General features: G+C 70.5%; 14 protein-coding genes. 5 read left to right on the top strand and 9 right to left on the bottom strand.

The genetic code is table 11. The features are described from left to right. Positions 1-205: 205 nt before the first annotated feature. Positions 206-1,132, top strand: a complete 927-nt coding sequence (locus tag QH276_RS05575; RefSeq protein ID WP_280399337.1) for a cation diffusion facilitator family transporter — start codon at positions 206-208, stop codon at positions 1,130-1,132. Here the strand turns inward: QH276_RS05575 and QH276_RS05570 are convergent. From QH276_RS05570 to QH276_RS05555, 4 genes are all read right to left on the bottom strand, one after another. Continuing rightward, positions 1,129-2,619 carry a phytoene desaturase family protein gene (locus QH276_RS05570; protein ID WP_280406652.1) on the bottom strand — a complete coding sequence of 497 codons (1,491 nt, stop codon included), beginning with the start codon at positions 2,617-2,619 and terminating at the stop codon, positions 1,129-1,131. The two genes, QH276_RS05575 and QH276_RS05570, sit on opposite strands and share 4 nt — an antisense overlap. Positions 2,620-2,766: 147 nt before the next feature. Continuing rightward, positions 2,767-4,083: a cytochrome P450 gene (locus tag QH276_RS05565; RefSeq protein ID WP_280402464.1), complete on the bottom strand. Its 1,317-nt coding sequence runs from the start codon at positions 4,081-4,083 to the stop codon at positions 2,767-2,769. 113 nt (positions 4,084-4,196) lie between these two features. Continuing rightward, positions 4,197-4,916, bottom strand: a complete 720-nt coding sequence (locus tag QH276_RS05560) for a TIGR03089 family protein (protein WP_280402465.1) — start codon at positions 4,914-4,916, stop codon at positions 4,197-4,199. Positions 4,917-4,947: 31 nt separating this feature from the next. Continuing rightward, positions 4,948-6,414, bottom strand: coding sequence for an LCP family protein (locus QH276_RS05555; RefSeq protein ID WP_280402466.1), 1,467 nt, complete (start codon positions 6,412-6,414; stop codon positions 4,948-4,950). A gap of 150 nt (positions 6,415-6,564) precedes the next feature. Between QH276_RS05555 and rfbD the strand changes: the two genes are divergently transcribed. Genes rfbD through QH276_RS05540 form a run of 3 tightly spaced genes read left to right on the top strand, consistent with a single transcriptional unit; the run spans position 6,565 to position 9,497 of the window. After that, entirely contained in the window at positions 6,565-7,434 is an 870-nt protein-coding gene (gene rfbD / locus QH276_RS05550) for a dTDP-4-dehydrorhamnose reductase (RefSeq protein ID WP_280402467.1), read from the top strand. An 11-nt stretch (positions 7,435-7,445) separates the two neighbouring features. Next, a complete protein-coding gene (locus QH276_RS05545) occupies positions 7,446-8,360 on the top strand; it encodes a glycosyltransferase family 2 protein (protein WP_280402468.1) in 915 nt (304 codons plus the stop codon). A gap of 57 nt (positions 8,361-8,417) precedes the next feature. Continuing rightward, positions 8,418-9,497, top strand: coding sequence for an NDP-sugar synthase (locus QH276_RS05540; RefSeq protein ID WP_280402469.1), 1,080 nt, complete (start codon positions 8,418-8,420; stop codon positions 9,495-9,497). 10 nt (positions 9,498-9,507) lie between these two features. Here the strand turns inward: QH276_RS05540 and QH276_RS05535 are convergent, their stop codons facing one another. Then, a complete protein-coding gene (locus tag QH276_RS05535) occupies positions 9,508-11,076 on the bottom strand; it encodes a carboxylesterase/lipase family protein (RefSeq protein WP_280402470.1) in 1,569 nt (522 codons plus the stop codon). Positions 11,077-11,194: 118 nt separating this feature from the next. On the opposite strand from QH276_RS05535, the gene QH276_RS05530 reads away from it, so the two are divergent. Further along, positions 11,195-11,413: an FmdB family zinc ribbon protein gene (locus QH276_RS05530; RefSeq protein WP_280402471.1), complete on the top strand. Its 219-nt coding sequence runs from the start codon at positions 11,195-11,197 to the stop codon at positions 11,411-11,413. Positions 11,414-11,455: 42 nt separating this feature from the next. Here QH276_RS05530 and QH276_RS05525 read toward each other — a convergent pair whose 3' ends face one another. The 4 genes from QH276_RS05525 to QH276_RS05510 form a co-directional block, all read right to left on the bottom strand. Next, positions 11,456-11,803 carry a SelT/SelW/SelH family protein gene (locus QH276_RS05525; RefSeq protein WP_280402472.1) on the bottom strand — a complete coding sequence of 116 codons (348 nt, stop codon included), beginning with the start codon at positions 11,801-11,803 and terminating at the stop codon, positions 11,456-11,458. 57 nt (positions 11,804-11,860) lie between these two features. Then, positions 11,861-12,283, bottom strand: a complete 423-nt coding sequence (locus tag QH276_RS05520) for a YchJ family protein (protein ID WP_280402473.1) — start codon at positions 12,281-12,283, stop codon at positions 11,861-11,863. Between the two features lie 234 nt (positions 12,284-12,517). Continuing rightward, entirely contained in the window at positions 12,518-13,588 is a 1,071-nt protein-coding gene (locus QH276_RS05515) for a hypothetical protein (protein ID WP_280402474.1), read from the bottom strand. Beyond that, a complete protein-coding gene (locus QH276_RS05510; RefSeq protein ID WP_280406651.1) occupies positions 13,585-16,074 on the bottom strand; it encodes an AAA family ATPase in 2,490 nt (829 codons plus the stop codon). The genes QH276_RS05515 and QH276_RS05510 overlap by 4 nt, the downstream gene beginning before the upstream one ends. Between the last annotated feature and the right edge of the window lie 201 nt (positions 16,075-16,275).

Raw genomic sequence — 16,275 nt, 5'->3', positions numbered from 1 at the left:
GCCACCTCTGTTCAATTGCGCCCCCGCCCGCGGCGCCGGGGGGGGGCACAAGGGGGGGGCCCCCGGGCGCGCGCGGGGGGGGGGGGGCCCCCGGCGGGGGGGGGGAAACACCACCCCCCCCCCCCACCCCCCCCCCCCCCCCCGGCCGCGCCATGAGTACAGCCCCCGCGCCGCCGGAGGCGGCGCAATTGAACAGAGGTGGCAGATGTCGGCTGGTGGAAGTAAGAAGGCGATCCTTGCGGCGCTGACCGCGAATGCCGGGATCGCGACGGCGAAATTCGTGGGTGCGGCGATCACCGGTTCGGCTTCCATGCTGGCCGAGGGTGTGCACTCCGTGGCCGATACCGCGAATCAGGGATTGTTGCTGTTCGGCCAGAACCGGGCCCAGCAGGAGGCCGACGAACTGCATCCCTTCGGGTACGGCCGCAGCCGCTACTTCTATTCGTTCGTGGTGGCGCTGGTGTTGTTCACCCTGGGCTCGGTGTACGCGCTGTACGAAGGCGTCCACAAGATCCAGCATCCCGAGGAACTCACCTCGCCCATCGTGGCGGTCGTGATCCTGGTGGTCGCCATCGGCCTGGAGATCTACAGCTTTCTGACCGCCGTGCGGGAATCCAAACCCCTGAAGGGGCGCGCGAGCTGGTGGCAGTTCATCCGTAACTCACGCAGCCCGGAGCTGCCGGTGGTACTGCTGGAGGATACCGGCGCGCTGGTCGGGCTGGTGCTGGCGCTGGGCGGTGTCGGGCTCACGATGGTGACCGGTGATCCGGTCTGGGACGGGGTCGGGACGCTGGCCATCGGCGCGCTGCTCGGGATCATCGCGATCATCCTGATCGTCGAAATGCACAGCCTGCTGATCGGTGAGGGCGCGACGGCCGCGGAGGATCGGGCGATTCGCGAGAATGTGGCCGACGGCAAGACCATCGATCGCCTCATCCATATGAAGACCCAGTACATCGGCCCGGAGGAAATGCTGGTCGCCGCGAAGGTGGCGGTGGTACCGGGCCTGGATATCGCGCAGATCGCGGAGGGTATCGACGAGGCGGAGAGCCGGATCCGGGCCGCGGTGCCGACGGCCCGCATCATCTACCTGGAACCCGACCTGTACCGCGAGTCCGCCGTCAAGGGCTAACTCTCGGGGGTGGCCGCGGATTTCGCAGCCACCAGTTCGTAGGGGTCGGTGTGGTCGCCGAACACGGTGCGCAAGGCATGCGCAGCGGCGTGCGTACCGGCCATACCGTGGACGCCGCCGCCGGGCGGGGCCGCCGAGGAGCAGAGGTACACGCCGGGTATTCCGGTGGCGTACGGATTCCAGCGCGGCGCCGGCCGTAACGCCGTCTGCAGCAAGGTCATCGCGCCCGAGCCGATATCCCCGCCGACATAGTTGGTGTTGTATTCCGCCAGCTTCGCCGCGGTCACCACATGCCGGCCCAGGATCAGTTCGCGGAAGCCGGGCGCGAAACGTTCGATCTGCCCGATGATCTGCTCGCTGATATCGCGGTCGGAGCCGTGGGGGACGTGCGCGTAGGCGTACAGCGTGTGCCGCCCGTCCGGGGCGCGGCTGTCGTCGACGACTCCGGGCTGGATGACCAGGGTGAACGGCCGGTCGGTATGGATGCCCGCAGCGACGGCGTGTTCGGCCGCCAGCGCTTCGGCACGGCTGCCCACCAGATGCAGGGTGCCGGCCTCCGCGCAGCCCGGAGCCTGCCACGGCACCGGCCCCGACAGCGCGAAATCGACCTTGCAGACACCGGGCCCGTAACGCACCTTGTTCAGCCGGCGCCGGTATCCGGCCGGGAGCCGGTCGCCGGCGAGTCGTACCAGTTCGGCCGGCGAAGTGTCGCACAGGATCGCGCGGGCTCCGCCGAACTCGGCGAGCGAATCCACCCGATGCCCGGTGATCACTCGGCCGCCGCGACGCCGGAGTTCCGCGGCGAGCGCGTCCACGATCGCCTGGCTGCCGCCCCGCGGAATATGCCAGCCACCCGCATGGCCGAGCGTGGCCAGCAGCAGCCCGGCGCCGGCGGCGGGCAATGCGCGCGGCGGCCGGATGGTGTGCGCGGCGACCCCGCTGAACAACGCCGGTGCGATATCCCCGTGGAAACGCGCGTTCCACAACGGCGACCCCTGCTCCAGCAGCCGCAGACCGAACCGGACGGTGGCGGGGGTGATCGGCACATGCCGCATATCGGCGGTCGCGGTCGCGACCACCGCGGGCCAGTCCCGGACCAGCGGCTCGAACAGCCCGCGCCAGGCGGCACCGTCGCGACCCAGCTCCGCCACGGTGCGATCCAGATCCCGCCACGCCACCCCGGCGATACCGGCATCCAAGGGATGTGCGTACGAGGCCGCGGGGGCCAGCAACTCGACTCCGTGCGCGGCCAGGTCGAACGCCCGGAAGAACGGGGACGCCGCGGCCATGGGATGGGCCCCCGCGCAGATATCGTGCCGGAAACCGGGCAGCGTCACCTCCGCGGTCCGGCAGCCGCCGCCCAGCGTCTCACCCGCCTCGTACACCTCGACCGCGAGCCCGGCGCCGGCCAGGATCACCGCGGCCGCAAGCCCGTTGGGCCCGGATCCGACAACGACGGCCTCCGCCGTACCGCCCGACTCACTCATACTGTGTCCTGGGGCATGCGCGAGGGCCCTACGTGGTCACGCTTCGCTTCCGCCTCCGGGCCTGACTCACTCATATCTCGAGTCTAGGTGTTGGGCAGGCGACGGCGCGGGCACAACGACGCACCGGAAGGGCCGGGGTGCGCCGCCTCAGCCTTGCGATACCGCGGACAGCGCCTCCGATACCGCGCGCGGACCGGTATGCGCCGGGAGATGCGAGTAGCCGTGCAGGGTGAACAGCGGGCGACGCGTCGGCGGCCCGGTCAGGCGCAGGTCGGGGAAGGTTTCGAAGAGCGCGCGCAGGGCGTGGGTCGCTTCCATCCGGGCCAGGCCGGCGCCGAGGCAGACGTGGATCCCGCTGCTGAAACTCAGATGATTCTTCGCGTTCGCCCGGGTGATGTCGAAGCGGGCCGGGTCGGGGAAGACGGCGGGGTCGCGGTTCGCGCCGGCCAGCGACAGCACCACCGTGGAGCCAGGGCGCAGCGCGCGACCGGCGTACTCGAATTCGCTCAGGGCGATCCGGCCGGTGGTCTGCACCGGCGGGTCGATCCGCAGAATCTCCTCGACCGCGTTCGGCCAGAGCTCGGGTTCGGCCCGCAACCGGTCCAGCTGATCCGGATGGTTCAGCAGCCGGACGATCCCTTTGCCGATCAGGTTCACGGTCGTCTCGAAGCCCGCGCCCATGAGCAAGGTGGCCGAGGTGCACAGCTCGTGCGTGGTCAGCTCGCCCGCGGTGACCAGGCTGCTCAGGATGTCGTCGCCCGGTTCGGCGCGCAACCGCTCGATATGGTCGATCAGGTAGCGGTGCACCCGCTCGGAGGATTTCATGGCCCGCTGGTGCGTCCGCCAGGAGATGCCCAGGTCGAGCAGGGGGCTGATATTGTCGCCCCACTCCAGGAACATCTCGCGGTCGGAATCGGGGAATCCGAGCATCTCGGAGATGATGGCGATCGGCACTTGCGCCGCGAACTGGGTGACCAGATCGGCGGCCCCGTTATCGGGCAGATCGGCCAGAAGTTCCTCGGTGACGGTGGCGATCCGGTCGCGCAACCGGCCGACGGCCCGCGGGGTGAACGCGGCGGCGACGGGTTTGCGCATCCGGGTGTGTTCGGGTTGATCGATCATCAGCATGGACGGCGGATCCACCGGGTTGGGCGGTATCGGCCACCGGTCGAGGATCTTGCGGGCCTTGTCCGGCACCCGCAGCACACCGGGCATTCCGGTACCGAAACGGTTGTCGCGCAGCACCTCCCGGCACAGGTCGTAATCGAAGGTGACCCAGAGCGGCGGGACGCGGTGCAATCCCCCGGTGCCGCGCATCTGCTCGATCAGCGCGTACGGGTTCTCGATCCCTTCCGGGCTGCCGTTGAGCCGGGTGAAGGGATCCCCCTGGCGCAATCGCGCGTGTTTGGCCGCCCGGATCAGTCCGTGATGGTTGATCCATCGAAACAGGTACTGCGGTTTCATCCGGCCCCTCCGTCGTTGCTCCGTCGCATCCGCCATCGACGTTACGCAAGTCACAGGGCAGGCGGAACCTGCCGGAGTCGGACTTCACCACCTACCGTGGTAGGAGAAACCGGTCAGAGCACCCGGGTGACCCGTTCGGTTTCCACACGCCGATCCCGTTGCGCCGGATCCGGATTGGTGACCTGCACCAGCGACGCCCCCGCGGCCAGTACCGCGATATACCGGTCGATCAACTCTTCGGCGGTATCCCAGGTACCGCTGGAGAGAATCCGGTCGGTTGCGGTGAACCCCTGCCGGGCGGCGGATTTCCGGGCCGCGGCGAAAACCTCCTGGACCGGCATACCGTCGAGTGCGGCGCCCGCCCCGCCGGGATGGAATTGGTCGCCGTGCACCCGGACCGCCGTCGCGTAGTCGGTGACGCCCAGCGGCAGATCGCGTACCGGTGCGCCCATCGGGTCCAGCGACAGGGCCGCCACCTCGGGAGCGTCCTCGGTTTCGGCCAGCCGGTCGGCAGCGGCGAACACCAGTTCCGCGTCGGCGTCCGGATGCAGCACCACCTCGGTACCGGCCCACCAGCAGCCGAGCAGGACGGCCGCGGTCTGCCAGTGCGCGGGCAACAGCACCGCGACCCGGGCTCCCGGGGTGAGCCCGAATTCGTCGCGGACGAGATTGGCGGTTTTCGCGGCCCAGTTGGCCAGCGTCAGGCCGGACAGTTCGATACGTGCGCCGGTCGCATCGTCGTACCAGGTGATCCGGGGGGCGGCCGGTTCCCGTTCGAGAATCGGGTCGAGCACCGCTTCGGGGAGGGTCGTGGCCTGATCTACGTCACGCATGGTCTGCTTTCCGCGTTCGATTCACACAGGGTCAGTTCACACAGGTGGGTCCGTCCTCGGCGGCCGCGATGGGCGGCGCGGGCGGCACCGGGGTGGCCGATGTCGAGGTGCCGCCGAAATCGATCACCTCGGTATCGGATCCGGGGCCAGCGTAGTCGCTTGCCAGCACCACGCTCACCGTCCCCGCCGGGACCGCGGGATCCGCTACCACCGGGAGGCCGCCGAGCGCCGTGGCCACGGCCGCTGCCGTCCGGTCGGATTCGGTGGCGGCGCGCACCTGGCTCTGCGAAACCGGCTCGTCCGCATAGTTACCCACGTCGCCCGGCAGATAACCGAGCGAGCTCAACTCCTGGGAGACGGTGCCGGCCAGGCCGGCGACCAGGGTGGAGTTGTAGACGTTCACCTGGACCGTTCCCGGATCCGCGGCGGGGGCCGCGGACGTGGTGGCCGGGTCGGCGGGTTCTTCGCCGACCAGCCCGGCGACATAGTCCTGGACGTCGTCGGGTTCGACCCGGACCACCGACTCCCCGTTGGACGTGGTGCCGTTGAGGTCGGCCACCGGGATCGTCTCGAAGGTCACCTTCCCGGCGGACAGATCCTGCAACTGATTCAGGAACGCCAGCAGATCCCAGCCCTCGTCGAGCACGATGGTACGGCCGACGGCATCGCTGAGTTCCCGCAGCCGGCTCGGGTTGCCGAGCGTATCGGCGCTGACCACCTGGTGCACCAGCTGGGCCATGAACACCTGCTGGCGCACGATCCGGTCCAGATCACCGCGTTCCAGGTTGTGCCGCTGGCGGACGAAACTCAGCGCCTGCGGCCCGTCCAGTTTCTGGCGGCCCGCGGGGAAATACGCCCCGGACAGCGGTTCGTCCACCGGCTGCCGCAGGCAGACGTCCACACCCCCCACCGCGTCGGTGAGCAGGACGAACCCGAGCAGGCTGACCTCGGCGTAGTGGTCGACGGTGATCCCGGTGAGCCCGGCCACCGAACCGATCAGCGCCTGCCGCCCGCGCTGCGTGGATTTCTCCTCCGCCGATTCCGCCGATTCGCCCTCGGCCAGCAGATCGTCCTGCACGGTCTGCTTGGTGATCCCGTACGCGGAGTTGATCTTGCCTTTGCCCAGGCCGGGGATATCGACGTAGGCGTCGCGGGGGATGGAGATCGCGGTGGCCGAGCGGCCGTCGTTGGGCACCCGCACCAGCACGATGGTGTCGGTGTTGGTGCCGATCTCGTCACCCGCGTGCAGCATGGCGCGTTCGGCCTCGGTGAGCGGATTGCCCTTGGCGTCGGTGCGCGAATCCACGCCCACGAGCAGGATGTCCACGGCGCCGTCGCGCTGGCCGCCGAGGCCCAGATCACTGATCCGCTCGATATTCGATACCAGCGAATCCACCCCGCGCCAGGCGAAACCCGTACCCACCAGCACAATCAGAGCAACCGACGCGACGAACACCCGCACCGGACTCCACAACGTCGGCTCCCCGCGCTGCACCACCTGTTGAATTCCTCTCCCCGTCCGGACCGGTCGAGGACCCCGATCCCTATCGCGTATGCCGTCCGAAACACCTTCCGCACCACGCAGGCTAACCAACAGCAGCCCCGGTGAGGCCGATTCGGCATCTCGACGGCGTGCCAGACTGACCCGGTGAACGACGTCGTACCGACCGGAACCGATCTCACCGCCCGGCTCGTGCTCACCGGGGCAGGCGGCCAGGTCGGCCGGGAACTGCTGCGGTTGGCGCCCGCTGTTCGCGCGTATACCCGCTCCCGGCTCGATATCACCGACGCGGCCGCTGTGGAATCGGTCGTGCGACCCGGCGATATCGTCGTCAATTGTGCCGCCTACACCGCCGTGGACCGGGCCGAATCGGAAACCGAAGCGGCCTTCGCGGGCAACGCGACCGGGCCCGCCGTGCTGGCGGCGGCCTGTGCCCGGGCCGGCGCGCGGCTCATCCACCTCTCCACCGACTATGTGTTTCCAGGCACCGCGAGCACCCCGTACGAACCCGGCGACCCCACCGGCCCCGCCACCGTGTACGGCCGCACCAAGCTCGCCGGTGAACGCGCAGTGCGCGAGCACTGCCCGGATGCCCAGATCGTGCGCACGGCCTGGGTGTACAGCGGTACAGGTGGCGATTTCGTGGCCACCATGCGGCGGCTGGAGCGCGAACGCGACACCGTCACCGTGGTGACCGATCAGATCGGCTCCCCCACCTACGCCGCCGATCTCGCCGCCGGTCTGCTCGAACTCGCCGCCCGCCCCGGCGCACCGCGCGTGCTGCACGCCACGAACGCGGGCCGGGCCAGCTGGTTCGAGGTCGCGCGGGCGGTATTCGCCGGTATCGGCGCCGATCCGGCACGGGTGCGGCCGTGTACTTCCGCGGAATTCCCGCGACCCGCCCCCCGCCCGGCTTTCTCCGTTCTGTCCGGCGCGGCCTGGCGCGCGGCCGGCCTGACTCCATTGCGCCCATGGGAATCCGCGCTGACCGAGGCACTGACCAGGACGGCCGGTTAGGGTGGTGCGCTGTGAGCGCTTCCGATACCCCGGATCATCAGCCTGACCGGCCCCGCTTGGCCGTGGTCACGGTCACGTATTCGCCGGGCGAACATCTCGAGCATTTCATCAGCACCCTGAACATCGCCACCACGGAGAAACCGCAGGTCATTCTGGCCGACAACGGGTCCACCGACGGTGTTCCCGAACTCATCGCCGAAGCCAACGCCCATGTGCGGTTCCTATCGACCGGCGGCAACATCGGCTACGGCGGCGCCATCAACCGGGCGGTCGCCGAACTCGATCCCGACCTCGAATACGTGCTGATCGCCAACCCCGATATCCGCTGGGGGGCCGACTCCATCGACATCATGCTGGCGGCCGCCCAGCGCTGGCCCCGGGCGGGTGCGATCGGCCCGCTGGTACGCGAACCCGACGGCAGCGTCTACCCCTCCGCCCGCTCGGTACCCGGCCTGCTCGACGGCGCCGGGCATGCCGTGCTCGGCGCGATCTGGAAAACCAATCCGTGGACCCGGCGCTACCGCCAGGAGAACGAGGAGATCTCCGAACGTACGGTCGGCTGGCTCTCCGGATCGTGCCTGCTGGTACGCCGGGAGGCCTTCGATTCCATCGACGGCTTCGACTCCCGCTACTTCATGTACATGGAGGATGTCGACTTCGGTGACCGGATGGGCAAGGCCGGCTGGCACAACGTATTCGTCCCGGACGCCGAGGTCACCCATGCCAAGGGGCACGCCGCCGGGCGTAATCCGGAGAAGATGCTGCCCGCCCATCACGCCAGCGCCTACCGCTTCCAGGCAGACCGTCATCCGCACTGGTGGCAGGCCCCGCTGCGCTGGGCGTTACGGGCCGGACTTGCGATCCGCTGCCGCATTGCGGTTCGATCCGCACTGCGTGCACGGCAGCGGGAGCAGGCCGCCCACTAGCTGCCGGCCGGGCCGGCACCGTGCCGGGTACGAGGACGGATGGAACAAGGGAGCTCCATGGCATCACAAGCAGGCGCGGACGCGGTCATCCTGGTCGGCGGGAAGGGCACCCGGCTACGGCCGCTGACCCTCTCGGCGCCCAAACCGATGCTGCCGACCGCGGGAGTGCCGTTCCTCACCCATCTGCTGTCCCGTATCGCCGCCGCGGGCCTCACCCACGTGGTGTTGGGCACCTCCTACAAGGCCGAGGTCTTCGAGGACCATTTCGGCGACGGGGCCGACCTGGGCCTGCAGATCGAGTACGTCACCGAAACCGAACCGCTGGGCACCGGCGGCGGTATCCGCAATGTGCTGCCCCGGCTCACCGCGGACAACGTGATGGTGTTCAACGGTGACGTGCTCGGCGGTACCGATCTGCGGGCCATCCTGGAAACCCACGAAACCACCCGGGCCGATGTGACCCTGCACCTGGTACGCGTGAGCGATCCGCGCGCCTTCGGCTGTGTGCCCACCGACGCGGACGGCCGGGTCACCGCCTTCCTGGAGAAGACCCAGGACCCGCCGACCGATCAGATCAACGCCGGCTGCTACGTATTCCGCCGCGAGTACATCGAGAAGATTCCGTCCGGACGCCCGGTCTCGGTGGAACGCGAGGTGTTCCCGGCGCTGCTCACCGAGGGCGCCCGGGTACAGGGCCATGTGGACACCTCGTACTGGCGGGATATGGGCACCCCGGAGGATTTCGTGCGCGGCTCGGCCGACCTGGTGCGCGGTATCGCGCCCTCGCCGGTCCTGCCCGGGCAGCGCGGTGAATCGCTCGTCCACGAAGGTGCCGGTGTCGCGCCGGGAGCCCTGCTCATCGGCGGCACCGTGGTCGGCCGCGGCGCCGAGGTCGGCGCCGGTGCCCGCCTCGACGGCGCGATCCTGTTCGACGGCGCCAAGGTCGAAGCCGGCGCCACCGTGGAACGGTCCATCATCGGCTTCGGCGCCCGGATCGGCCCCCGCGCCCTCATCCGCGACGGCGTTATCGGCGACGGCGCCAATATCGGCGCCCGCTGCGAACTCCTGCGCGGCGCCCGGGTGTGGCCGGGGGTGGAAATCCCCGACGGCGGCATCCGCTACTCCACCGACGTCTGACAGGCGTCCCCTACGCGAATCCGACGGCCCGTTCACCCCAGGCGGTGAGCAGGTCGCCCTCCGGGTCGGGGACCACGCGGTCGACCGTGTCGATGAGCAGGGTGTCCCGAGATTCCGGATGGTAGGGCGGCCAGTGTTTGGAACCGTCGAGCGCGGCCGGGACCCCGTGCGCGGCGAAGGCCAGCCAGCGGCGCATCATCCGGCCGGACACCTCCATGGCCTGGCGGCGGCCGCCCAGCCAGAAGGTGGGGTCGTGGTCGAAGGTGCCGAAATTGCCGAAAACGTACGGTAGCTCCGTAGCATGCCCGGCGCCGACACGGGCGGCGCGCAGAATGGGAGTCGCGTGGTCGAACCGGTACATCCAGGTGCGCGAATGCTGGGAATGGCCGTCGGCCACCCAGAGCGCGGGCATCCGGAACGCGGCGTCGGTGGACATGGCCAGGGCTCCGCGGGGTTTGGCCAGGTTCGGATAGACGGCGGTGATCTCCGCGATCCGTTCCGGTGACAGGTCCGGGTGGCTTGCCTGCACCTGTTCGAGCATGGTGTTCACCGCTTCCGGGGTGACCGGCATGATCGGCGACCGGAACAGCCGGAACAGCGAGGATTCGTCCTTGTTGGTGCCGATGATGAGCGGCACCCGGTGCGAACGGCCGTCGCGGAACCGGTCGGTGGGATAGCCGGGCAGCAGATCCTCGTCGACCACGGGTGCCGCCGCCAGCGTCCCGGGAGCCTGTACCGGCACCTCGTCGATGAGCACCGCGGCCGCCCGCACGATCCGCTCGATCGGGCAGGTCAGCAGCTCGTCGGCCCGTGACCTGGGTAGCTCCATCAACTCCAGGAAGCGATCGGCCACTCCGGCGGCGCGTTCCCGGCCGTAGACGGCGGTCGCGGGCGGGCTCTGCGCGATCGCCCGCTGGAACAGCCCCGCGGCCCGGGGCGCGGTGAGCAGCGCGGTGACACAACCGGCGCCGGAGGACTCCCCGAACAGGGTCACGTTGCCGGGGTCGCCACCGAACCCGGCGATATTGTCGCGGACCCATTCCAGCGCGGCGAGCTGGTCGAGCAGGCCCAGGTTGGGCACGAATTCGTCGCTCAGCGAGGAGAGGTCGAGGAAGCCGAGCGCCCCCACCCGGTAGTTGACGGTGACGACCACGACGTCACCGGTGGCGGCCAGAGTGCTGCCGTCGTAGACGGCCTGCGCGGCCGAACCCAAGCAGTACGCTCCACCGTGCAACCACACCATCACCGGGCGCGGTTCCTCGGCGGTCGAGGCCGGGGCCCAGACGTTCAGCCAGAGGCAGTCCTCCCCCATGGCCAGCGAACGGTCCATCGGAACCGTGTTGTCCATATCCTGCGGGGCGACCGGTCCGAAGGCGAGACAATCGCGCACCCCGTCCCAGCGTTCCGGCGGCCGCGGCCGCCGGAACCGGCGCGGACCGGCCGGTGCGGCGGCGTACGGAATCCCGCGCCAGACCGATACCGTGCCCTCCCGGCGACCCCGGACCGCACCGAACTCGGTCCGGGCCACCGGTGCGGAGCCGTCCACGCCAGCTGGTACCTCGAAGCACTGGACATTCATCACAGACCTCCTCTACCTGTGCATTCGAGGGTACGACCGAAGTGGTTACACTTCGGTTCCGGTTATATCGCGTTGCACGCCGGAACCGGCGGACCGATACGTCTCTAGAATTCCCGTCATGCCGAGTTACGAGTTCCGATGCCGCAGCTGCGGCGATACCTTCGAGGTCAACCGTCCGATGGCGCAGGCGTCGGATCCGGCGGTATGCCCCGGCGGTCACGACGACACCGTGAAACTGCTCACTACCTTCGCGACGACCGGCCGGGCGGCGGCGCCGGCGATATCGGCCCCCGCGCCCACCGGCGGTGGATGCTGTGGAGGCGGCTGCTGCGGCTGAACGACGGCCGGTGGGCGGCCCGGTAGGACCGGCCGATCGTGTTCAGTCGCCGGATTCGGGCCGGATATCGTCGCGGCCCTGGTCGGCAGCTGCTCGGTCGCTCGATCCGGAGCCGGCGGCCGAACGGTCGATATGCCCGAGATCGCGGCTCGGCGCGATGCGGTCGCGCACGCGTTGTTTGAGCACCGCGATATCGGGGAAGCCGCCGTCGGCCTTCCGTTCCCACACCTGATCGCCGTCGACGGTGATGCGGAAAACCCCGCCCTCGCCGGGAATCAGCGCCACCTCGCCGAGATCGGTGCCGAAGGTACTGAGCAGTTCCTGCGCCATCCAGCTCGCCCGCAACAGCCAGCGGCACCGGGTGCAGTATTCGATGGCGATACGCGGCATGGCGTGCACACTACCGGCGGGTGAGCGCGGGGGCCGGTCGAGTTCCCGGGGGCTCGTTCAGTCGGCGATATCGCCGTCCAGGTAGCACCATGCACCGTCGACCCTGGTGAAGCGGCTGGTCTCGTGGAGCTGTCCGCGGCCGCCGGGGTCGCGGTAGTGCGCGGTGAATTCCACGGTGCCGGACTGCTCGAACGGTCCACCGCCGGTCACCTCGTGGATCTCCAGGAACAGCCAGCGGCGGGTGGGGTCCAGGTCCAGCCGATCCGGTCGCGTGCGGGGATGCCAGGAACGCCGCAGATACCCGGCATCGCCCAGCGCGAACGCGGTGTACCGCGAGCGCATCAGTGCTTCGGCACTCGGCGCCGGCCGCCCGGCCAGCAGGGGACCACAGCATTCGCCGAAGGTTTCACCGCGGCGGCACGGACAGGGTTTCGAATCGTCCACACCCGTGATTCTGCGCGAGCCGCCCCGGCCGTCCATGAGGCCCCTGCTCCGGGCCCACCTCGACAGACCCGCTCGGCGGTTCCCGCGTCGGTCGGCGACCCTGCCCGAGACCGGGCCGGTGCGGCCCGCTTTCCGGCCGGCCCCCGGCTGCACCACTGCCGGGATCGGTAACCAGAGCCGGACAACTCGATGGGCAACACCCGAACCCGACCGGGCGACCGCCGGCGACGCGGTCCGGCAGCAAGCCCGGGAATCGCTCCGCGTGCCGGTTCAGCGAGCGATCCCGGCGAGTTCGGCGGCGGCGCGGGCGGTGTCCTCGCGCCAGCGCCGCAACTCGGTGACGGCCGGCGCCAGTTCGTAGTCGTGGTGGTGCGCGGCATGGGAAAGGGCGGTCCACAGCGCGGCTACCCGTGCCGCAGTCGGCGGATCGGCGATCACCCCGAGGGCCAGCAACTGGGCACGCATCGGGCAGCGCGCGAGAGCGGGTTCGGTGCGGGCCCACAGGTCGTCCACCGACTGTTCGAGCGCGATCCGCAGAATCCACGCGGTCGCCCGGGACCATACGGCCCCCGCGGCCGGGATCGAACCGTCCAGCAAGCGGTCCACGACCGCCAGCCGTTCGTCCACCGTCGGTCGCGGTCCCGGCGGATCCGCGGCCGGGGCGTACGCCGCCGATCCGCTCCGCCGGCGCGCGCCACCCCTGCCCCGGCGACGCTCCTGCCCGCGTATCCGCCGGCGGCGCCGGGCACCACCGCGCGGCGCGGGTTCATCAGCGGTCGCGGATTGCGCGGAGGCGGGGCGCGCGACGCCGGAACCGGCCGGGTCCGTATCGCCGGCGCTGCCGGATTCCGGAGACGCCGGGCGCTCGGCACCGGGGCCCACCACCTCCGGACCACCCCGGGATCGCGGATACGCCGAGCGCAGGACGCCGGTACCGGCCACATCCCGATCACCGGCACAACCGGATTCCGGCCGGCCGGTTCGCGGCGCGCCGATCCCGGCCGGGGCCCGATCACCGGCACGATCGGAAGCGGGGTACGCGGAGCCCAGGGTGCCGATGCGCATCGCCTCCGGGACACCGGCACCTGCGGATTCCGAGTCCGCCGGGCCCGCGACGCCGGCGCCGACCGCGTCCGGATCGCCGGCACACTCGAATTCGGAATCCGCCGGGCCCGCAACGCCGGCGCCGACTACGTCCGGACGGCCGGCGCGATCGGATTCCGGGTGCGCGGGGTGCGCGCGGGCAGGGGTCCGATCGCCGGCAGGGGCGGATTCGGGGTGTCCGGGGTGCGCACCGCCGGTGCTCGACGGGTCCGGGCCGGTGGGTGGGATCGGGTTCATCGGGCCAGCCAGTCCACGAAGCGTTCGGTATCGGCGATCAGGTCGGCGAGGTCGCGGGCGATGGGGATATGCGCGCCCGCGGTGGCGTCGCGGACCACCTCGACCGCCCATCGTCCCTCTTTGGCCAGCCGTTTGTTGAGGTCCTCGATCCGGCGGCCGGGGCCCAGTACCGCGAGAGTGACCATGGCTCGGGTGGATTGGGCGGTATCGATACGCCGCTGCACCTCACGATGATCCATTCCGGCGGCGAGCAGATCTCGTTTGGCACGGGCCAGGCCGGCGGCTTCGAGGGCCGAACGGCAACAGCTGGCGACCAGTTCGTCGGCGATGGCGCGCGGTAACTGCGGGGTCCGCAGCAGCGCGCGGGCGTCGTCGAGATATCGGTGCACCGGATCGCTGGAGAGGCGGATTTCCACGACCGAGCGTTCCCGGCGCTGCACCTCGAGGATGCGGGCGTCGATGCGCATCCGGCGTACGGCCTCGGCGAGGCGGTCGTCATGAGTGAAGACCACGACCTGCCGCTCCCAGGCGACCGTCGCCAGCACTCTGGCCAGGCCGTCGACCTTCGCCGGGTCCATCGCCTGCACGGGGTCGTCGATCACCACGAATCGGAACGGGCTCGCGGGGACCGTCGCGCGGGGCAGGAACAACGCGAGGCCGAGCGCGTGCAGCTCACCCTGGCTCATCACCCCGAGTGCGGCGCCGTCCACCTCGTCCACGGTGACGTCGAGTTGCACCCGGCGGGCAGTGTTCGCGTTGCCCTGCAGCCGGATTCCGCCGAGTTCCACATTGCTCTGCTGGCGCAGGCTCTGCCAGACCCAGCGGGCGGTGCCGGCCAGCGGGGCCAGCCGTTCGTCGCGGACCCGGGCGGTCGCGGATTTCACCCAGCCCTCGGCGGCACGGAGCGTGTCCAGCTCGGTGGTCCGGGCGGCCACCGAACCGGCGAGGTCGAGCCAGGCGCGCAGGCGCGGGGCCAGTGGGGCCCACGCCTGTTCGAGACGGTCGAGTTCCTTGGCGGCGTGCTGCCGCAGGAAATCGAGTTCGGTGGTCAACCGGTCGTGGGCCGTACCGAGCCGGTCCGGTGACGGGTTCTCGGATTCGGCCAGCCGGGCCCAGTGCGCCCAGGCGTCGCGCAGCGCGCCGGTATCGAGGGAGGCCGGTTCGGCGGCCAGTTCCGCGGGGATCGGCCCGAGCGCGGCCCTGATCTCGGCGCGGACGCCGGCCAGTTCCGCGCGGGTGTACCGCAGATCCGCGGTGCGCTCGGACAATTCGGTGATGGCGGTGGCGGTATCGATCCGCCATCGCTCATCCAGTACGCCACGGCCACAGACCGGGCACGGGCACCCGTCGTCGCCGCCCGGGAGAACCGGGTCCGGCGTCCGGTGGACCGAGACACTTCCCGCGGACCCGGTTTCGGTGTGGTCCTGTTCGGCGACATGGGAATACGCTGCCCGGAGCAGCTCGAGAACGCGCAGATCGCCGACCGTTTCCGGTACTGTCGCCGCCGATACCGCGGCCTGCGCCGCACGCAGCCGCGCGAGCAGCTCGGCGATCCGCGCCGCGGCGGGCACCTCGAGCGCGAGCACCGTACGCAGGACCGCCGGCTCCGGGCCGCCCGTGGTGTCGGCCAGCAGTTGCGCCAGCTCGCCGAGATCCGGGTCGGGGTGACGCAGGATCCGTTCGGCGCGCCGTGCCCGCCGGTCGGCGACCCCCGCCAGCTCGGCCAGTAGCGCCGGCCGCTCGCGGCGCATCGCCCGGGCCGCGCTTTCCAGTGCCAGCCGCCGGGAACGGATCTCTTCGTGCGCGGCGATCAGTTCGTCCAGCCCGAGCAACTGGTGCAGCGCGTCGAACAGCTCGCTGGGCTTCCCGTCGACCAGCGCGCCGAGTTCGCTGTAGGACAGGAACGGCCGGTACAGCTCCATCGGCAGCGCCCACTCGCGGTAGGGGAAGTCGCGGCCGGGCGCGCCGCCGCGATGCTGGGTCCAGACGCCCCCGGTGAGCGGCTCGCCGGGCAGCCATTCGCGGGCAACCGTCAGCCCGGGCCGCGGGCCGTCGGTGCGCAGCTCCAATTCGATGCGGACCGGATCGGACCGGTGCAGATTGCGCCAGCCCTCCCGCCACGCGGCCGACCGGCCGGCCCAGCGCCGATTCGCCCCGGTGAGCGCGAGTTCGGCGGCCTCCGCGAAACTCGATTTCCCGCTGCCGTTACGGCCGGTGACGAGGGTGAGCCCGGGCCCGGCGGGCAGTTCCAGCACGGCTTCGGGACCGATACCCCGGAAACCCTCGACCCGGATGGCGCGCAGGAAGATCCCACCGAGTCCGAACGGAGTCTCACCGGCGGGTCCGGCCGCGGCCGGTGTGGCCAGGGCCGCCCGGATCACCGCGGCCACCTCACCCGGCAGGTCCGGTTCCGACTCCAACTGCCGCAGCAGCAGCACACCCGGCCGCACGTACGTCTCCCGGGATTTCTCACGCACAGGTTCCACGAAATTCTCCACCCCCTTCGAGACCACACGCGCACCCCGGCCCCTGGTGTGATCGAACGATCGAAAGCTGTGCCGAACGCTACCCGATGGCAACCCGTTCGGACAGCTCGCGGCGGCGCCGGTGTCCGGGACACGGACCGGCCGGCGCCCGGTGCGACGGGAAGATCGAACCTGCCCGCGGGGATGGGATCTGGTCATCGG

The sequence above is a fragment of the Nocardia carnea genome, assembly GCF_029869215.1.
In the GTDB taxonomy this organism is placed as follows: Bacteria; Actinomycetota; Actinomycetes; order Mycobacteriales; family Mycobacteriaceae; genus Nocardia; species Nocardia carnea_B.
Note: the sequence above shows the minus strand (reverse complement) of the source record. Positions and strands in the feature narration are given on the sequence as shown.